Origin of the sequence: Afipia sp. GAS231, assembly GCF_900103365.1 — a bacterium.
In the GTDB taxonomy this organism is placed as follows: domain Bacteria; phylum Pseudomonadota; class Alphaproteobacteria; order Rhizobiales; family Xanthobacteraceae; genus Bradyrhizobium.
On the sequence record NZ_LT629703.1, the window covers coordinates 7,326,563 to 7,342,559 of the forward strand.

Sequence of the window (15,997 nt, forward strand, 5' to 3'; positions counted from 1 at the left end):
CGACCGATCGGGCGCAGGGCACGGTGGGCGACGCCGTGCCCTGCTTCACGATGGTTCGGCGTGAAGGATTACGCCGAACGTTCCCTAGATTTGCGCGACGACGCATTCCGCCGTGTCTCGACCGCTTCCGCCAGCAGGTTCAGCGCTAACACCGTCGTGTCCCAATCGATGCAGCCGTCGGTGATGCTCTGGCCATAGGTCAGCGGCTTCCCGGGCACGACATCCTGGCGACCGGCCACCAGGTTGCTCTCGATCATGGCGCCGATGACGCGCTGCTCGCCAGCGGCGATCTGTTTGGCGATATCGGCCACCACCAGCGGCTGGTTCTCGGGCTTCTTGCTGCTGTTGGCATGGCTGGTATCGATCATGATCCGTGGTGCGACGCCGGCGCGTGCAAGTTCGAGCGCCGCGGCATCGACGCTGGCATGGTCGTAGTTCGGCGTGTGGCCGCCACGCAGGATGATGTGGCAGTCCTCATTGCCGGTGGTTGCCGCAATCGCCGAGCGTCCGCCCTTGGTCACCGCCATGAAATGGTGCGGATGCGACGCCGACTTCACCGCTTCGGCGGCGATCCGCACATTGCCGTCGGTGCCGTTCTTGAAACCGACCGGGCAGGACAGTCCGGAAGCGAGTTCGCGATGGATCTGGCTCTCGGTGGTTCGCGCCCCGATCGCCGCCCACGCCACCAGGTCGGCGATGTATTGCGGCGTCGTCATGTCGAGGAATTCCGCGCCGGCCGGTAGCCCGAGATTGTTCACCGCCGACAATAAGTTGCGGGCGAGGCCCAGGCCGCGGTTGATGTTGAAGCTGCCATCGAGGTCGGGATCGTTGATCAGCCCCTTCCAGCCAACCGTCGTGCGCGGTTTCTCGAAATAGACGCGCATCACGATCTCGAGGCGGTCGGCGAGCTTTTCGCGCATGGTGGCGAGGCGCTCGGCGTAGTCAACGGCTGCCGCGGGATCGTGGATGGAGCAGGGGCCGACGACGACCAGCAGGCGGTCATCGGTCCCGTTCAGGATGGCGTGCACGGCGTTGCGGGCCGCCATCACAATGCGCGTCGCGGTCAGGGTACGCGGGATCTCGCGCATCACCTCTTGCGGCGTACTCAGTTCTTTCAGTTCGCTAATTCGAAGATCGTCGGTGGTGCTCAACACGGCTGTGGCTCCTGTTTTGTGGAGACCTGCCGGCAATAAAAAAGCCGCCAGGTCTGGCGGCTGTTCGGACTTCTGGGCTGCAATTTGTCAGATTGAGCGCGATCCTCCCACCGCCAGCGAGCTGTCGTAGCTAAAGTACCAATAGCTGTTGGCGGCGAGGTTGATCATGCGGGCTATATAGGGCACGCGCGCCACGTTGTCATCCCCAAATCGTCGGGCGGGCCGCGTAGGTTGATTACGTTCAGCTTTTGCGCGCGGCCAGCGCCATGCCGACCAGCGATGCGCCGCCGATCACGAGGTTGATCCCGACCAGGAGGCCAATGGCCCATTCGGCCGAGCCGGGGAGGCCTGAGATGATCAGGAATGCGATCAGGATGTCCATCAGTCCGGCCACCAGCAGCCAGGACCAGCGCTCGGACAATTCGCGGCGGTGTTCCAGCGCGTACATGATGGTGGTGACGCCTTCGGCGAGGAAATAGGCGCCGACGACGATGGTAAGCGTGAGCACGCCCTGCATCGGCCGCGCGATCAGGATCAGGCCGGCGAGCACGGCGAGCGCTGCCGAAAACAGCGACCACCAGAAGCCCGGCATCTGCCGCGCCCAGAACGTGACGAACAATCCGGCGACGCCGCTGATCAGGAACATCCAGCCGAGGAAGATGGTGACGGCGAGGCTCGCCAGCGGCGGCACGATCATGGCGGCGAGGCCGATAACCGCGAGCACGATTCCCTCGAACAGGAAGGCTTTCCAGTGCGACTTCACCGTGGCGCTCACCGCGGCCTGCATTTTCTCGACGTCTTTGCCAAAATCCTGAGGAAGGGTCATTGGAATCTCCCGATGCCTGCCGCGCGGAACAGAAGCGCAGTATAACCTGCACGAAGCTTGCGGGTGAAATTTGTTCGCTGATCTCCTTGATTGAAATCAACACAGAATTCCGGTGAGACGGCCGGTACGCCGCGCCGCCAACCAAAATCTCGAAAACAACCCCATGCAAAGTAGCGCATGAGCCGAGTTCAGGGCGCAGACGAAAAGCCTTCCGACGTAGTCCGGATCCGGTTGCGGCCGAAAATGTAGATCGCCGTCGTGGCCACCAGCAGCGCGAGGCCGATCAGGATCGAGGTGAGGCCAAGCGGGACCAGCACCAGCGACACGTTGCGCTCGGGATTGACGAACCAGTGATGGATCGAAGTGAGCAGGAAGGCCACGCCGGCAAAGCCCGCGCCGCCGCCTGCGACCAGCAGCGCCCACATCCGCCGCAATTGGCTCAGCCGTTCGCGCGCGATGTCGGTGCGCGGCGCGTGGTGCCGGCCGACGCGGCGCACCAGCCGCACCGCAAAGCCGATCGAACTGAACCCGATGATGACGCTGGCCGTCCCCAGCAGCAGCCGGGTCGAGGAATCGAGGTCCGGATTGCGCTGCAGGGTCAGCAGCGGAAAATCGAACGCCGCATGCAGCGCGACCGGCGCAAACAGGACGAGACTCCAGCTCGAGATGCGCGCCCAGTCGCGATGATGCCTGTTAGCGCCGAGCGCGGTACCGGCGCGCGCGATCGCGATATAGGCGCCGGCGATGATGCCGAGCGCGCCGTGGAAAGGCACGGTCAGCACGCTGCGCAAGGCGGCCAGCGATCGCCACATGTCGGTATGCTGCACGAGATAAGCGAGGTTTTCGTAAGCAGCGAAGCCAAGGCCCGCAGCCGCGCCATAGACCACGGTGTCCATCGGATCGGCGAAGGTGCGGCGCCGCGCCACCGCCGACACCACCACGATCACGAGCACTTTCACGATTTCTTCAGGTGCTGCGACGCCGAACACCGAGCGCAGCGCCTGCGTCATCCAGGGATTTCCGGGGACGGCGAGAATCGCTGCAAACGGCGCGCGCGCGATTCCCAGCAGTGAAATGCTGGCAGCCCCGAGCACGAAAGCCAGCCACACCCGCGCCGGCGGCCCGGGACGCTCGTCGGCGGCAATGACGAGCCATAGCACCAGCAATGCCGGCGCGATCGCGGCGGCACCAATCGAGGTGGGGAGGGCCTGAAGCAGCAGCATATCAGCGAACTTTGCCTTGCATGAACCGAAAATGGCCGCAAATTCAGCGGTTTGCAACAAAATCCGTCGTGACTCCTTGTCGCCGGGAGGTCCCGCAATGGCCCGCGTCTGGTGGCGGTAAAGTGCGTCCCGCGCCTGCAGATACAGGGGTTGCGGCGATCTGCTGCATGAACAGCCGCGCTGAATCTTCTGCGCGACTGTGTCCGCCAAGCCACAGCATTGTGTGTCCGATTCCTCTACAACCGAGTCCAAGGAATTCGCAACTTCGATTGGCTAATGGGGAAAATTACGATGAAGAAATTTGCTCTTGGAATGCTCGCTGCGGTCGCCATGACCGGTTCGGCCGTCGCGGCCGATATGGCTCCCCGCTACACCAAGGCGCCGCCGCCGGCCCCGATCGCGATCTACACCTGGACCGGTTGCTACATCGGCGCCAACGTTGGCGGTGCATGGCACAACATCAACCAGAATGCGCCCCGTCGGGTCGATGGTACCATCTTCACCCCCCCACTCGACCTCGGATCGGCCGACAGCCAGGGCGACTTCATCGGCGGCGGTCAGGTCGGTTGCGATTACCAGTTCGCTGGCAACTGGGTCGTCGGTATCCAGGGCATGTTCGACTTCGGCAACACCAACAGCCGCAACAACATCCTCGATGCCCGCACTGCTGCCCTCGGCACGCCCTTTACGACCACCCGTACCCGCGATCTCTACACCGTGACTGGCCGCGTGGGCTACCTGTTCACGCCGCAGTTGCTCGGTTACGTGAAGGGCGGCGGCGCCTGGACCAACACCTACACCGAAGTCCGCGGCACACTTCCGTTCCCCTTCCTCTCGGAATCGGCCAGTGCTGATCGCCAAGGTTACACCGTCGGTGGCGGCCTCGAATACCAGTTCGCCAGGGGCTGGTCGGTGTTCGGCGAATACAACTATGCCGACTTCGGCCGCAAGGACATCAGCTTTACCAACGGCCCGGGCACCGTGGGTTCCCCCTCGGTCGTCTCGACCCGCCTGAACATCCAGACCGCGCTGGTTGGCGTGAACTACAAGTTCAACTTCGCTCAGCCGGTCGTCGCGAAGTATTGAGATCGAGCGGACCTGCGGTCCTCTCCAGACAGGTTAAAAGCCCCGGCATTGCCGGGGCTTTTTGCTGTGTAGGGGAATTGTTGCGACCGGCGGCGAGGCCGTCGCGCGCGATGTCGCTACGCGCCGCTCAGCAGCCGCGGCAAAGGCCCCGCACCTTGGCGTCGACGGCGGCGTCCTCGTCTGTGGGCCGATCAATCCCTTTGGGGCTATCAGCGACGGCAGCCGGAGGCCGTGCACCGCCGGGGCGCTTGGCAGCCGACGAGCGCACGGGCGTGGCGTGTGAAGTCTTGGGCGGCGCCTCATTGTTGTAACAGGCGAGCTTTGCGGCGGCATCCGCGATCGAACTGCAGTCGCCGATCTCGGCAGAGGCGGTTTGGGTCAGGGCGCAGATCGCGCCGAGGGCGGCAACCAATCGCATTTCAACTCCACGTCCGATCCAGAGGTGTCCGGCTGTCAGCGCGTATCGCGCGCCGGCGCTGCCGGCATATCAGAGCCACGTTCGCCCGTCCAAGAAGCGCACATCTTGGACCGTTGTGCGGCAGCGTCGGAATCGAAAAGTCGGCGGGGAACCGAGGACGGTGGAGCGGCTTGGTACGCCGGCGTGGTAGATTCGGCCCGACGCCATACAGGAGGCATTGCCGGGTGCTGTTTCGCGGAGCGGAGACACATACGAGATCGGTTCTGAAGGCTGTCAGTTGGCGGACGCTCGGAACGCTCGACACGTTTGCCATCAGCTGGTTCCTGACCGGCAAGGTCGAGATTGCCGGTTCGATCGCTGCGCTCGAGATCATCACCAAGATCGGCTGGTATTACCTGCACGAACGGATCTGGAGCGCAATTTCGTGGGGGCGGCGCCGGTGAGTCCGGTTTGCGTAATCGCCGCCTTGGCCCGGAAGCCAGTTAGCCGGCGTCGTTGCCGGTGGCATTGGCTCCAACCTTGCCTTGCACAGCGAGCAAGCCCGCCAGTGCGATGATCGCGAAACCGGCCCCGGCCAGGAAGGTGCCTCGGGGGCCGGCGATGTCCCACAGCCCGCCGGCGATGATGCTCGCTGCGAGCATCGCCAGCCCACCCAGCAGGTTGAAGAAACCGTAAGCGGTGCCACGCAACTCCGCGGGCGACGTGTCCGCGACAAGCGCGGCCAGCAATCCCTGGGTAAGCCCCATGTGCAGCCCCCACAGCACCACGCCAAGGACAACGCCGCCGAGCGAAGGCAACAGCGCCAATGCGACATCGGCGCCAACCAGCAACAGAATGCCGATCGCGAGCAGCGGCACGCGGCTGAAGCGATCCGAAAGCGCGCCGGCCGGATAGGCCGCCAGGGCATAGACGACGTTCATGACCACCAGCACGGCCGGCAGCAGCGTGATCGGCAGTCCGACATTCTGGGCGCGCAGAATCAGGAATGCCTCGCTGAAGCGCGCCAGCGTGAACACGGTCGCAACCGCCACCACCCACCAGTAGTCGGCGCCGAGATTCCTGATCTCCGTAAGGCTGACCGGATTGCGCACGCGGCGCCGGCCTTGCGGCCGACCCGGCTCGCGCACGGCGAAACTGATCAGCGCCAGCGACAGCAAGGCGGGAATGATGGCGAACCAGAACACCGCCTTGAAGTTATCAGCCGTCCACCACATCAGTCCGATGGCGAGCAGCGGGCCGATGAACGCGCCGACCGTATCGAGCGACTGGCGCAGGCCAAAGCTGGCACCGCGCAGCTCTGATGGTGCGAGGTCGGCGACCAGCGCGTCACGGGGCGCGCCACGAATGCCCTTGCCGATCCGATCGACGAAGCGCGCCGCCACCAACCAGCCCACGGTCGATGCGAGAGGAAAGACCGGCCTGGTCAACGCGGCGAGACCGTAGCCAAACGCCGCAAGCCATTTGCGCCGGCCGAGCCAATCCGAAAGCGCGCCGGAAAATATCTTGGTGATCGATGCCGTCGCCTCGGCGATCCCCTCGATGACGCCGACCGTCACCATCGATGCGCCGAGCGCCGTTACGAGATAGACCGGCAGCAAGGCGTGGATCATCTCCGACGAGATGTCCATCAGCATCGAGACAAAGCCCAATGTCCAGACGCCGATCGGAATATTTCTGATTGAACCGGTCGGCCTGGTGTCGGCTGGCATTGGGACGCTCGCAGTGCTTTCGCGCTTTAACCCTTCAGCAGGCGCCGGCACGCGTCAACAAAGACCTCGGCGCCGGTGACGATATCCGCATCAGCAGTGTTTTCGGTCCAGTGATGGCTGATGCCGCCGATCGAAGGCACGAACAGCATGCCTGACGGCATGACGGTGGCGAGAACCTGGGCGTCGTGACCGGCGCCGCTCGGCATGCGGACGGATTTGCCGCCGGCAAAGGCGGCGCTCGCCGCCTCGATGGCATTCTGGAACGAGGCATCCATCAGCGCCGGCGCGCCGGTGCGAATACGCTCCACCGCGACCGTGCACGGGCCCCGCGCGCTGACGTCGGCGGCCATGCTTTGCAGCAATTCCTCAAGGCGCGCGATGACGGCGGAATCATCGTCGCGGATCTGGAACAGCATTTCGGCAGCGCCCGGGATGATGCTCGGGGCGCCGGGATCGAGGGTGATGCGGCCGGTGGTCCAGACCGTACGCGGTCCGCAGTGTGCCGGAAAACGATCGTCGATCTCGACGCAGAATCTCGCGAGCGCCAGCCCGGCATCCCTGCGAACGGCCATCCTTGTGGTGCCGGCGTGATTTTGTTCGCCGGTGAAGCTGATCCGGTATTGCCAGATGCCGACGATGGAGGTGACGACGCCGATCTTGAGCGCGTTACCTTCGAGCGTTTGACCCTGCTCGATATGCGCCTCCAGATATCCGATATGGCGTCCGCGTTCGCAAACCGCACGCGCCCGGCCGGCGAGACCCGCTTCGCTGAGCGCATCGCGCATGGATTGGCCGCCAGAGCGGTCGCGCGCGGCGTCGATCTCCGCTTCCGTGACGCCGCCGGTATAGGACCGGCTGCCGAGAAAACTGCCGAAATGGCCTTCCTCGTCGCACCAGGACGCGACTTCGATCGCACCGTGTGTAGCGGGATCGGAATTGATGATGCGGGCGGCTTCAAGCGCGTAGATGACGCCGAGCGGACCATCGAGCCAGCCTGCGTAATTCTGGCTTTCGAGGTGCGACCCGGCCAGCAATTTCGGTCCCGGTCTTGCGCTGGTGCCAAGCACATTGCCGATGCCGTCGATCTCGGCCGTCAGCCCGGCGTCCGGCAGCCGTTGCGCCAGCCACTGCAGCGAGCGGATGTGCGGCTCGGAGAAGGTCGGCTTGTGCACGCCGGTCTTGTAGGCGCCGATGGCACGGAGCGCGTTGAGATCGGCCAGGACGCGGGCGCCGTCGGCGCGTGAGTTGTTGTCAGACATGAGGGGCCCTTGCTGTAATTCACAAATCAGACCGGCTTGCGATAGACGTCCTTGGTCGCGAGCCTGCCGTCTGCAAAACTGTAGCGCTCGATGCCGCGTTGTTCGCGTTGCTCGCCGGTTGCACGCACGGTCTCGCTGACGCGGAAGGTCATGAAGCTGATATCGCCGGCGTGATGATAGACGACGTCGTGAAAACGTTGTGCCGAGAGGTGTGCCTTTTGCTCGGTGAGGTGCGCGGCGATAGCGGCGGGACCTCGCAGTGACTTCGTCACGGCAAGCCCGTCGTGGAAACTCCACAGGAAGTCCGGCGTGACGGCCTGATACAGCGCGTCCATGTCGCCCCGGAAGAGCGCGCGTGCGAAGCGCTTGAACAACTCGTCTCGTTCGTCGGGTGAGGGGACCATGATCCATCCATACCCAATTTTGGGGATGATGGCGCTCCCTAGCGGAATCGAACCGCTCTCTCCACCGTGAAAGGGTGGCGTCCTAACCGATAGACGAAGGGAGCAAAACAACGGGAAATCAATGCTTTAGAGGCTTGATGGGCCGCGTTGGTCGCCGGCTGACAGGTACCATCAAGGCGGCGACGGGCGAACGTATAGTGGCGTTTGGCCGGGCGGGCAAGCCGCCCGAAAACCCCTTTTTCGGGCCGATTTTCCCGCCCGCTTCCCGGTCCCGCGAGACTCTGAAAAGCGGGGTATTCCGCAACGGCTTTTTAAGCCGCATGGCGTAGGCCTGTGAGCAGGGGAACTTCTGACATGGCCTTGGGTAGCGACAAGAAGCGCGCGGCGCGCAAATCAGTGAGCCAAGCCGGCTGGATCACGCTCGAAGGCGGCTTCGCGGCGCGCCAATGCGTCGTGCAGGATCTTTCCATCTCCGGCGCGAAGGTCACGATCGACGATTCCAACACGCTGCCGGCTAAATTGCGGCTGGCGTTTTCGCGCGATGCGCGAACCGGACGGCCCTGCGAGGTGGTCTGGCGCCGCGGCAAATCCGTCGGCGTCAAGTTCGTCCGCTAGCGTTGCAAGACGGCAGGCGATAAAAGACGGGATGCGAAAATTCCTGCTTGCGATCGTTGTGGCGACCTTGCCAGCGCTGACCGCACTGGCCGAACAGCCGGCTTTTCCAAAATCCGAGAACACCGCGAAGCCGGGCAAGTTGCTGCCGGTGAAGGGCGCAACTTCGGCCCATTCATGCGCGGCGTTTGGCGCCGGCTTCGTCAGGGTCGAAGGCTCCGATACCTGCGTGAAGATCGGTGGTGCCGTCAGCGCCGGGGCGAGCGCCTATAGGGGCGCGCGCTGACTGTCGATCTCGTAAGTTTAGCTCATGTCATCGGCGGCGCGATGAACTGGACGAAGCCGGGCCGGTCCGCGAACTGCGCGAACCAGCGTTCCAGGTTCGGCAGGTCAGGCTTGGTAACGCCTTCGACGCCGAGCCAGCGTCTTGCGTAGGCGCCGAGTGCGATATCGGCGATCGTGAACTGATCGCCTTCGATGAAGCGCCGTGTCGCCAATTGCGCCTCGACGACCCGCCACACCACGCCTTCGGCGTCGGCATCCTTTTGAATCGCGACCATGTCGCGCTTTTCGGGCGGGGTGCGCACCAGCGCCCAGAACACCGGCCGGTCGACCGGCTGCAGCGTCGACAGCGTCCAGTCGAGCCAGCGGTCGACGCCGGCGCGCACTTTCGGCTCCTTTGGATAGATCGGCGAATTCTGGCCGTAGGCCATGCACAGATAGCGCATCACCGAATTGGATTCCCACAGGACGAAGTCGCCGTCGACCAGCGTCGGCACCCGGCCGTTCGGATTCATCGCCAGATAAGGCGGCTCGTTGTTCTTGCCGAAATGGAGACCGGCATCGATCCGGTCGTAGCCGAGATCGAGCTCGCGCAAGCACCACAGCACTTTTTGAACGTTGACCGAATTGGCCCGGCCCCAGATGGTCAGTTGTTGTTTGTTGTTGTCGGCCACGCGTTGTCGCTCCCGTTGATCTTCTTGCAGCGTTGATAGCCGAAGATCAGCGAAAAAGCGCGCGTTCAGATGAGGCATGCCCAACAAAAAAAATCAGGCCCGCCGCGGTAACGGCAGAGCCTGATCTTTCGTAAGTGGCAGGTTGACTCGACCGCTCAGCGGCCGAAGAACAACCACAGCAGGATGATCACCGGGATAGGCACACCCAACAACCAAAGTAAAATTCCTCGTCCCATCGCAGCCTCCTCAAGATGTAATCAAGAGGAGAACTTTTGAAGGACGATACCGTTCCCGGATGGAAACCGGAATCTCCGCGTGGCGCGCGCTTTATAGTTTCGGAATGTGCACGACGAATTCGTACCGGGCTTACCAGTGGCCGGTGTTCGGCATCGATGCCCACGGCTCGGCCGGCGGCTTCGGCTCGCCCTTCTGCAACAGCTCGATCGAATGCAGGTCCGGCGAGCGGACGAACGCCATGTTGCCGTCGCGCGGCGGGCGGTTGATGGTGACGCCGGCCTTCATCAGGCGATCGCAGGTCGCATAGATGTCGTCGACCTCATAAGCGAGGTGGCCGAAATAGCGGTCCTCGCCGTATTTCTCCTCGTCCCAGTTGTAGGTGAGCTCGACCAGCGGCGCGCCGCGGTTCTGCGGGGCGGCCTTGAACAGGCCCTCGTCCTCGGCGGCGCACAGGAACACCAGCGTGAAGCGGCCCTTTTCGTTGTCGACCCGGCGTACTTCCTTCAGCCCCATCGCGTCGCGATAAAACTTCATCGCGGCATCGAGATTGCGGACGCGCAGCATGGTGTGGAGATAACGCATGTTTCTTGGCTCCCTGGGAACGTCGTGAGGTTGTTGGCCATTTCGGCGTGACGGGGCTTCAATAGCAGCAAATTGCACCATGGGGCAGGGGTATGGGCGGCACGATGGCCCCTTGCGTCGTTCGGAAATTCAACACTTCGCGAGCCTCGAGGTGCCAACGCCAAGCTGGAAAAGCACCGGATATTGTGACCTAATCCCGAGGTTGAAATCTCGCGTCAGACACGGGGGGAGCATCACATGAATTTTGCAGAGGCGATTTCGTCGGGCTTTAGCAAGTATGTTCAATTCGGCGGCCGCGCCTGCCGGTCCGAATATTGGTACTGGACGCTGTTCGTCATCATCGCGAGCATTGTCGCCAACATCATCGATGCGACGCTCGGCCTCGGATTTGTTGGTGGCATTGTCGGGCTGGGGTTGTTTCTGCCGGGCCTTGCCGTCAGCGCCCGCCGCCTGCACGATATCGATCGGACGTTCTGGTGGGTGCTGCTCGCGTTCACGATCATCGGTACGCTCGTCCTGATCTATTGGGCTTGCCAGCGCGGTACAGCCGGCCCCAACCGGTTCGGCGCCGATCCGCTCTGAGGCGGGCCGAGCGCTAAGCCAACGCTCAACTTCGGCGCTCCATCAGGGATGGATGCGCTCTGACGGCTCCGAGGACGGGGCCGTCAGAACGAGTTCGCCAGTTCGATCTCCTGCCGCAGCGCGTCGATCCGTCTGGCGGCTTCCTCGGCCGTCAGATCCTCCGCAAACTGCTTGGGCTGGTACGCCTCGATCGACAGCGAGCGTAGGGTAGAGGCCTGGCCATGGCTCATCGGGCCCTGCAGGCGATCGGGATAGCGGTCATACGTCATCGAAACCTCCATTTCGGCAAAACTGCCACTTGCAATTATGTTCTATATTCGTTCTCTTTGCGTGACAACCGCAAGAGGTCGCGCCATGGACAACAGAGTTAATAAAATCCGTAAGAAAATCAGTGCCTTGAGATTGGAAATGCGCGAGACCGAGCGCGCCATGCGCAAGGAAATCGGCGACGGCCTGGACTGCGTCGCGACCTCGACCAGGCTGATGCTGCTGCGTGCCGAGTTGGCCCAACTGGTGGCTGAGCGCAGGACTCTGGGAGACCTGACACCGATCGGTCTGCCGGATCTCCGCAAGCCGCGCTACGCGCGGCGCTGACCGTTGGGGGACCGAACAGATACGCGCCGCAGCGTCGCTTCGGCAGCGTGACCACGAACACATATTCGGCGCGCGCCCTCCGTTAAATCTCGATCAAACGGAGGGATCAAACATGTACCTGATCGATGGCCTGATCGTCGTTGTGATGACGTTCTTTTTCGCGCTCCCGATGACCGACGCACGGACGGTGCGGATGAAAATGTCCGTCGTGAGCTGCCTCGGCGTGCTGCTGGCGTTATCCGTTGTCGTGCCGCGCTTGATGCACTGACGAAAGCGCGCGTCGGCATATGGCCGTTACGCGTTTCGGGTAGCGCCTAAGTGAGCGTCAGCGCGGGGATCAGGCTCTGGAATAGTGCGACGAGTCCCTGGCCGGTCTGTCCGACCGCGGCGATGATGGCCAACGCGATAAGCGCGGCGATGAGGCTGTATTCGATGGCGGTGGCGCCGTTCTCATCGCGCAGAAACTTCCGAAGCATTTATTTCTCTCCCGAACGAGGCGCGAGCGTTGTCGCACGCCCAAGTTGCCGTATATAAAATCAAATGCGTAAAATTGTAGTGGCAGAAGGCCCTGCGCAAATTGGGTCTGGTGTTGGCGGCGTCGGTTGTCGTGCCGCGCTTGATGCCCTAACAGTCGTTGCGTGCTTTGCCGGTCGGTCGCGGTCGGCTGTCGCGCGAGCAGGGGGCAACGGCATGATTCTGGTTACCGGCAGTATTTTGGCGCGCGCGGATTGCTTCGACGAGGTGCTTCGCTCCTGCATCGAGCACGTCGAGCGCTCGCGCCAGGAGCCCGGCTGTATCTCGCACGACGTGCATGTCGACTGCCAGAACCCGATGCGGCTGTTCTTCTTCGAGCAATGGGCGGATGAAGCCGCGTTGCGGACCCATTTCGCGGTCGAGGGATCGAAGGCGTTCGTGAAATCGCTGAAAGGCCGGATCGTCGAGACATCGGGAACGAAGATCTATCGCACCGAAGAGATTGCGAGATAACTGGTTCGGCGGTGCTCATCCCGTCTAGAGGAAGGGATTGTAGAGCCAGTCCTCGGGCCAGAACTTGTTTCCGATCCAGCCGAGCGCGGCCGCCACGGCAAAGAAGATGATGGCGCTGGGGATCAAATCGTCGACGTTGAAAGCGCCGGCGATGAGGGGGCCGCCCAGATGGGCTGCCAGTCCCGCGGTACCAATACCGACGAGAAAAAGCAGGGCCTGAACGAGCCAGATTGCGATGGCTTGAAGCGTCATCATGGGACGACGCTAGCAGCGGTCCCGGCCGGCGTGCGTGACGCAAATCACCTCAATGGCGCGTGCGAACGATCGGGCTAGCGATCGTCTTCGCTCCGGTGTCGCGCTCTCGTTTGGGCTTTTGGTCGCTAGACCTTGACGTCCACCATGGACGTTTCTTCGGTCCTGGCTTCCTGCAGCGCCGCTTCCTCGGCGACCGCCTTGGCTTGGTAGACCGCGTTCAGATCGTCGTTGATGGTTCTTGGCGGCGCCTTGGCGGTCTGGTCGACCAGGAGCTGAATTCTTGCCTGTGTCACTTCAACAGGTACGGGATAAATGACCATGGGAGTAACCTCCTGACGAAAATCTGTCAGGCGGCCATTTACGCTTTGTAAAGAGGTTGGGTTAACGGCGGGCCGTTTCAATAACACGCGGTAAACGGAAGCTTAAAACGCCCGCTCCGAAGCTGGCGGCACCGGAAGGGCACGCGTGCCAGTCGTCCGCGCGAGGCGCGGTGTGAAGCGTCAGTGTGTCTGTTCCAGACGCTCGGCGTAGAGGCGGAATTCCTCGGCCATCTCGTTGAGCTTCTGGGAAGCTTCGGGATCCTTGACGGCTTTTGCGAGGCGTTTGGCCCGGTTGGACTGGTCGCGGTAGTGATCGGCTTGGGTCATGGCAGCACCTTTCAGAGATATGTACCGACCGCCCCCAAAAGGTTCGAACCGGCTGAGCTGGTCTCGAATTCGTGTTCGGGGTGGATCGGGCCCTGAACCCTCGGCGATGAGCTCTTGGCGATGAACTCTTGGCGATCCAGCGCGTTAAGTGTTCCCAGCAGCAAAGGAACAGCAAATGGCAGGCATCAGCGGCGTCAAGGAGCATATGCAGGTGATCGGGGCCGATGGCGTGCCGGTCGGCACCGTGGACAAGGTCGAGGGCGGCCGGATCAAGCTGACCAAAAAGGACAGCGGGGAAGGCCATCACAAGGGCCATCATCATTTCATCGACGGCAGCCTGGTCGCCGACATCGAGGGCAACAAGGTTCGGCTTTCGGCCAACGCCGACGTTGCCGTTACGATGGAGCAGGAAGCGTAACGCCTTGTTAAGTGCATATGGGGGACGGAAAACGCACCCCCTGTTCGTTCCCCAGGAACAAAAGGAGTCTGGCTTGCCGTATCAGCCCAGGATGCGGCAAACCGCGTCGCGCGTCACATCAGCAATTCCATCGATCTGGCCCGTTGCATTGCGCTAAACTCGGGCTTGGCCGAGGAAACGTTAAGCGATGAAGAACGGGCTCTATTCGATCCACATGCATATGCTCGACGGGGTGAAGGGCCGCGACAGCGGCGTCCTGATCCTGCGCGACGGCGTGCTGCTCGGCGGCGGGCCGCACTTCTGGTCGATCGGCTCCTACACGGTCGGTAACGGCACCTGGAAGGGCCAGTTGAGCACCGATCAGCATACGAGTTTTGCCGACCCGTTCGTTCGTCCGCTGTTTGCCGGCGAGGCGGTCGCCAGCGGATTTTCCGGGACCTTTACCGACGACGCGGCGGAGGCATTCGGCACGGTTCTGGTAGGCCAACGCAGCCTCAGTTTCCACGCCACCTTGAAGCGGCTTGCGGATGCCTGAAGCGGGCAGGCGCAGTGCCTGTGGATACTGTGGATCGCTGCGCAGCAAGCGTTGGGGACGGCGAGGGAATTTGCGATGTACACGCTGTGGATTTGCTGCGGATAAGTGAAGCGCGGCTGTGGAGAGCTAACGCTTCCGCTCAAGGTTTCGGATAACCCTATTCAGTTAGGTTAAGACCCAATTCGCGTTGTGCGTGTTGGCGTTTGGCGTAGGGATGGCTTGAGGAAAACAGCCATGGTCCCTTCGTTCCACAATGCCGATCAACCGACCCACCGCCGCGTGATGGTGGTTGGCGTGCTGTTTTGCCTGACCTTCGTCGTCATCAGCTTTTCGCTGCGGCCGCAGCCGGATAACGGGCATGTGCTGGTCAAGGCCGACCGGCTGGTGCGCACCGCCGGTGAGCCGCACCGGGCGAACTGAAGCCCGACGCGCCTAGCGCTCCCTCGCGTTTTGACCTGAAGGCTTGTGATATTTCGCGATGGCGATGAACCCGCCATAGCCGATCAGGTTGAGCAGAATTTCCATCCATGGCGGCATCAGCGATCTCCCGGGAAGAGAATCCCTAAGGCCGCCGTTCGTTCCGCGCTGCGGTGGCGGCTCGCGCAACAAGATCGGCCCGGAACTTTCGCGCGCCAATCGCGCATGAAAACCCCGCCGGAATCCGAAGATATCCGACGGGGTCTTTCATGCTTTCACCTCTCGCAAGGTTGCTGCACTTGAGAAGAGAACGCAGGACCTGCGGTTGCGTTCCCCGCTGTTTCAAGATTTTTTTGCCCGTGGTCCGCCGCCGGTTCCCTCTATCTGCGGGGCGCGCCCTGCAACTAACGCAAAGCGCCAGCGTTATCTCCCCACGACAATGCAAGGAGGTGCAAATGAAAAGGGCACTTGCCATCCTGGCTGTGGTCGCCACGGTGGGCGCCACCACCATCGCTGCGCCGGCACAGGCGCGCGGTATCGGCCCGGGCCTCGCGTTCGGTCTGGCTGCGGGCGCGATCGCCGCCGGGGTCGCCGGCGCCTACGGTCCGTATTACGGATATGGGCCCGGCTATGGTTATTACGGTCCCCGCTATTACGGGCCGGCCTACTATGGACCCGGACCCTATGCCTACTACGGCGGGCCGTATTACCGGCACCGCTACTACTATCGCCACTGGTGACGTGAAAGGCCCGGAGCTTTGCTCCGGGCTTTTTTGTCGCGATGCGAGCCTGCTCAGGTCCAGAACGAGGGACGGTTGAAGCCGCTCCACGCCTTGCCCAGGGTCGTCGCGTAATATTCCTCGCGCTCCCGTTCGAATTTCTGTTGGGTTTCCTTGAAGCTTGCCACGCGCGCCGCAATTTCCGCGCGCTCACGCGCCAGCCGTTCTTCCTGTTCCGTCATCGCCCATCCCGTTTCTTGATTCGTGTCCCCAGTCATTGGCGGTCGCGAATGGGGCGCGAATTGGGAAACGGCGTTGCGGGATTGTGATCGCGCAGCTTTGCACAACGAAGCCGGTGGATAAGGCCAGCGGCATTC

28 protein-coding genes and 1 tRNA gene are annotated in these 15,997 nt (G+C 62.6%); 13 read left to right on the forward strand and 16 right to left on the reverse strand.

What is annotated here, in order from left to right; all coding sequences use genetic code 11:
• Positions 1-68: 68 nt before the first annotated feature.
• From BLS26_RS34350 to BLS26_RS34360, 3 genes are all read right to left on the reverse strand, one after another.
• The gene (locus tag BLS26_RS34350) at positions 69-1,154 is read right to left on the reverse strand and encodes a 3-deoxy-7-phosphoheptulonate synthase (RefSeq protein ID WP_092517019.1); all 1,086 of its coding nucleotides are present in this window, start codon (positions 1,152-1,154) and stop codon (positions 69-71) included.
• A gap of 241 nt (positions 1,155-1,395) precedes the next feature.
• Entirely contained in the window at positions 1,396-1,980 is a 585-nt protein-coding gene (locus tag BLS26_RS34355; protein ID WP_092517021.1) for an HdeD family acid-resistance protein, read from the reverse strand.
• 188 nt (positions 1,981-2,168) lie between these two features.
• Entirely contained in the window at positions 2,169-3,203 is a 1,035-nt protein-coding gene (locus BLS26_RS34360) for a PrsW family glutamic-type intramembrane protease (protein ID WP_092518961.1), read from the reverse strand.
• A gap of 291 nt (positions 3,204-3,494) precedes the next feature.
• Between BLS26_RS34360 and BLS26_RS34365 the strand changes: the two genes are divergently transcribed.
• A complete protein-coding gene (locus BLS26_RS34365) occupies positions 3,495-4,289 on the forward strand; it encodes an outer membrane protein (RefSeq protein ID WP_092517023.1) in 795 nt (264 codons plus the stop codon).
• 127 nt (positions 4,290-4,416) lie between these two features.
• On the opposite strand, the gene BLS26_RS34370 is transcribed toward BLS26_RS34365, so the two are convergent.
• Positions 4,417-4,707, reverse strand: coding sequence for a hypothetical protein (locus BLS26_RS34370; protein WP_157676670.1), 291 nt, complete (start codon positions 4,705-4,707; stop codon positions 4,417-4,419).
• A gap of 224 nt (positions 4,708-4,931) precedes the next feature.
• Between BLS26_RS34370 and BLS26_RS34375 the strand changes: the two genes are divergently transcribed.
• A complete protein-coding gene (locus BLS26_RS34375) occupies positions 4,932-5,150 on the forward strand; it encodes a DUF2061 domain-containing protein (RefSeq protein WP_092517026.1) in 219 nt (72 codons plus the stop codon).
• A gap of 39 nt (positions 5,151-5,189) precedes the next feature.
• Here BLS26_RS34375 and BLS26_RS34380 read toward each other — a convergent pair whose 3' ends face one another.
• The 4 genes from BLS26_RS34380 to BLS26_RS34395 form a co-directional block, all read right to left on the reverse strand.
• Positions 5,190-6,416 (reverse strand): MFS transporter, encoded by a 1,227-nt coding sequence (locus BLS26_RS34380; protein WP_092517028.1) that lies wholly within the window; start codon positions 6,414-6,416, stop codon positions 5,190-5,192.
• Between the two features lie 26 nt (positions 6,417-6,442).
• Positions 6,443-7,675, reverse strand: coding sequence for a Zn-dependent hydrolase (locus BLS26_RS34385; protein ID WP_092517030.1), 1,233 nt, complete (start codon positions 7,673-7,675; stop codon positions 6,443-6,445).
• 26 nt (positions 7,676-7,701) lie between these two features.
• Entirely contained in the window at positions 7,702-8,049 is a 348-nt protein-coding gene (locus BLS26_RS34390; RefSeq protein ID WP_172804754.1) for a nuclear transport factor 2 family protein, read from the reverse strand.
• Between the two features lie 59 nt (positions 8,050-8,108).
• Positions 8,109-8,183 (reverse strand) — tRNA-Glu (locus tag BLS26_RS34395).
• A gap of 33 nt (positions 8,184-8,216) precedes the next feature.
• On the opposite strand from BLS26_RS34395, the gene BLS26_RS36155 reads away from it, so the two are divergent.
• From BLS26_RS36155 to BLS26_RS34405, 3 genes are read left to right on the forward strand one after another with little or no spacing between them, the layout of a single operon-like run.
• Positions 8,217-8,408, forward strand: coding sequence for a hypothetical protein (locus BLS26_RS36155; RefSeq protein ID WP_157676671.1), 192 nt, complete (start codon positions 8,217-8,219; stop codon positions 8,406-8,408).
• A gap of 25 nt (positions 8,409-8,433) precedes the next feature.
• Entirely contained in the window at positions 8,434-8,694 is a 261-nt protein-coding gene (locus BLS26_RS34400; protein WP_371360720.1) for a PilZ domain-containing protein, read from the forward strand.
• Between the two features lie 31 nt (positions 8,695-8,725).
• On the forward strand, positions 8,726-8,977 hold the full coding sequence (locus BLS26_RS34405) for a porin (protein WP_092517034.1): 252 nt from the start codon (positions 8,726-8,728) through the stop codon (positions 8,975-8,977).
• Between the two features lie 22 nt (positions 8,978-8,999).
• On the opposite strand, the gene BLS26_RS34410 is transcribed toward BLS26_RS34405, so the two are convergent.
• Both BLS26_RS34410 and BLS26_RS34415 read right to left on the reverse strand, forming a co-directional pair.
• The gene (locus BLS26_RS34410; protein ID WP_244541784.1) at positions 9,000-9,647 is read right to left on the reverse strand and encodes a glutathione S-transferase family protein; all 648 of its coding nucleotides are present in this window, start codon (positions 9,645-9,647) and stop codon (positions 9,000-9,002) included.
• 366 nt (positions 9,648-10,013) lie between these two features.
• Entirely contained in the window at positions 10,014-10,466 is a 453-nt protein-coding gene (locus BLS26_RS34415) for a VOC family protein (protein WP_092517037.1), read from the reverse strand.
• Positions 10,467-10,703: 237 nt separating this feature from the next.
• On the opposite strand from BLS26_RS34415, the gene BLS26_RS34420 reads away from it, so the two are divergent.
• Positions 10,704-11,048: a DUF805 domain-containing protein gene (locus tag BLS26_RS34420; RefSeq protein WP_092517039.1), complete on the forward strand. Its 345-nt coding sequence runs from the start codon at positions 10,704-10,706 to the stop codon at positions 11,046-11,048.
• An 83-nt stretch (positions 11,049-11,131) separates the two neighbouring features.
• Here the strand turns inward: BLS26_RS34420 and BLS26_RS34425 are convergent, their stop codons facing one another.
• Positions 11,132-11,317, reverse strand: coding sequence for a DUF3072 domain-containing protein (locus tag BLS26_RS34425; RefSeq protein WP_244541785.1), 186 nt, complete (start codon positions 11,315-11,317; stop codon positions 11,132-11,134).
• 85 nt (positions 11,318-11,402) lie between these two features.
• Between BLS26_RS34425 and BLS26_RS34430 the strand changes: the two genes are divergently transcribed.
• Positions 11,403-11,642 carry a hypothetical protein gene (locus tag BLS26_RS34430; protein WP_157676672.1) on the forward strand — a complete coding sequence of 80 codons (240 nt, stop codon included), beginning with the start codon at positions 11,403-11,405 and terminating at the stop codon, positions 11,640-11,642.
• A gap of 112 nt (positions 11,643-11,754) precedes the next feature.
• Positions 11,755-11,910 carry a hypothetical protein gene (locus BLS26_RS36160; protein ID WP_157676673.1) on the forward strand — a complete coding sequence of 52 codons (156 nt, stop codon included), beginning with the start codon at positions 11,755-11,757 and terminating at the stop codon, positions 11,908-11,910.
• Positions 11,911-11,956: 46 nt separating this feature from the next.
• On the opposite strand, the gene BLS26_RS34435 is transcribed toward BLS26_RS36160, so the two are convergent.
• The gene (locus BLS26_RS34435; protein ID WP_092517043.1) at positions 11,957-12,118 is read right to left on the reverse strand and encodes a Flp family type IVb pilin; all 162 of its coding nucleotides are present in this window, start codon (positions 12,116-12,118) and stop codon (positions 11,957-11,959) included.
• A gap of 214 nt (positions 12,119-12,332) precedes the next feature.
• Between BLS26_RS34435 and BLS26_RS34440 the strand changes: the two genes are divergently transcribed.
• The gene (locus BLS26_RS34440; RefSeq protein ID WP_092517045.1) at positions 12,333-12,629 is read left to right on the forward strand and encodes a putative quinol monooxygenase; all 297 of its coding nucleotides are present in this window, start codon (positions 12,333-12,335) and stop codon (positions 12,627-12,629) included.
• 24 nt (positions 12,630-12,653) lie between these two features.
• Here the strand turns inward: BLS26_RS34440 and BLS26_RS34445 are convergent, their stop codons facing one another.
• From BLS26_RS34445 to BLS26_RS36165, 3 genes are all read right to left on the reverse strand, one after another.
• Positions 12,654-12,884, reverse strand: a complete 231-nt coding sequence (locus BLS26_RS34445; protein WP_157676674.1) for a hypothetical protein — start codon at positions 12,882-12,884, stop codon at positions 12,654-12,656.
• Positions 12,885-13,009: 125 nt separating this feature from the next.
• Complete coding sequence (locus BLS26_RS34450) at positions 13,010-13,204, reverse strand: hypothetical protein (protein WP_092517049.1); 195 nt, start codon at positions 13,202-13,204, stop codon at positions 13,010-13,012.
• A 180-nt stretch (positions 13,205-13,384) separates the two neighbouring features.
• The gene (locus BLS26_RS36165; RefSeq protein WP_157676675.1) at positions 13,385-13,531 is read right to left on the reverse strand and encodes a hypothetical protein; all 147 of its coding nucleotides are present in this window, start codon (positions 13,529-13,531) and stop codon (positions 13,385-13,387) included.
• Positions 13,532-13,706: 175 nt separating this feature from the next.
• Between BLS26_RS36165 and BLS26_RS34455 the strand changes: the two genes are divergently transcribed.
• The 4 genes from BLS26_RS34455 (at position 13,707) to BLS26_RS34470 (ending at position 15,641) form a co-directional block, all read left to right on the forward strand.
• Positions 13,707-13,949, forward strand: coding sequence for a DUF2171 domain-containing protein (locus BLS26_RS34455; protein WP_172804755.1), 243 nt, complete (start codon positions 13,707-13,709; stop codon positions 13,947-13,949).
• A 187-nt stretch (positions 13,950-14,136) separates the two neighbouring features.
• Complete coding sequence (locus BLS26_RS34460; protein WP_092517051.1) at positions 14,137-14,484, forward strand: GrlR family regulatory protein; 348 nt, start codon at positions 14,137-14,139, stop codon at positions 14,482-14,484.
• A 234-nt stretch (positions 14,485-14,718) separates the two neighbouring features.
• Positions 14,719-14,904, forward strand: a complete 186-nt coding sequence (locus BLS26_RS34465) for a hypothetical protein (RefSeq protein WP_092517053.1) — start codon at positions 14,719-14,721, stop codon at positions 14,902-14,904.
• A 452-nt stretch (positions 14,905-15,356) separates the two neighbouring features.
• Complete coding sequence (locus BLS26_RS34470) at positions 15,357-15,641, forward strand: hypothetical protein (RefSeq protein ID WP_092517055.1); 285 nt, start codon at positions 15,357-15,359, stop codon at positions 15,639-15,641.
• Positions 15,642-15,694: 53 nt separating this feature from the next.
• Here the strand turns inward: BLS26_RS34470 and BLS26_RS36440 are convergent, their stop codons facing one another.
• Positions 15,695-15,862: a hypothetical protein gene (locus BLS26_RS36440; RefSeq protein ID WP_172804756.1), complete on the reverse strand. Its 168-nt coding sequence runs from the start codon at positions 15,860-15,862 to the stop codon at positions 15,695-15,697.
• Positions 15,863-15,997: the final 135 nt, after the last annotated feature.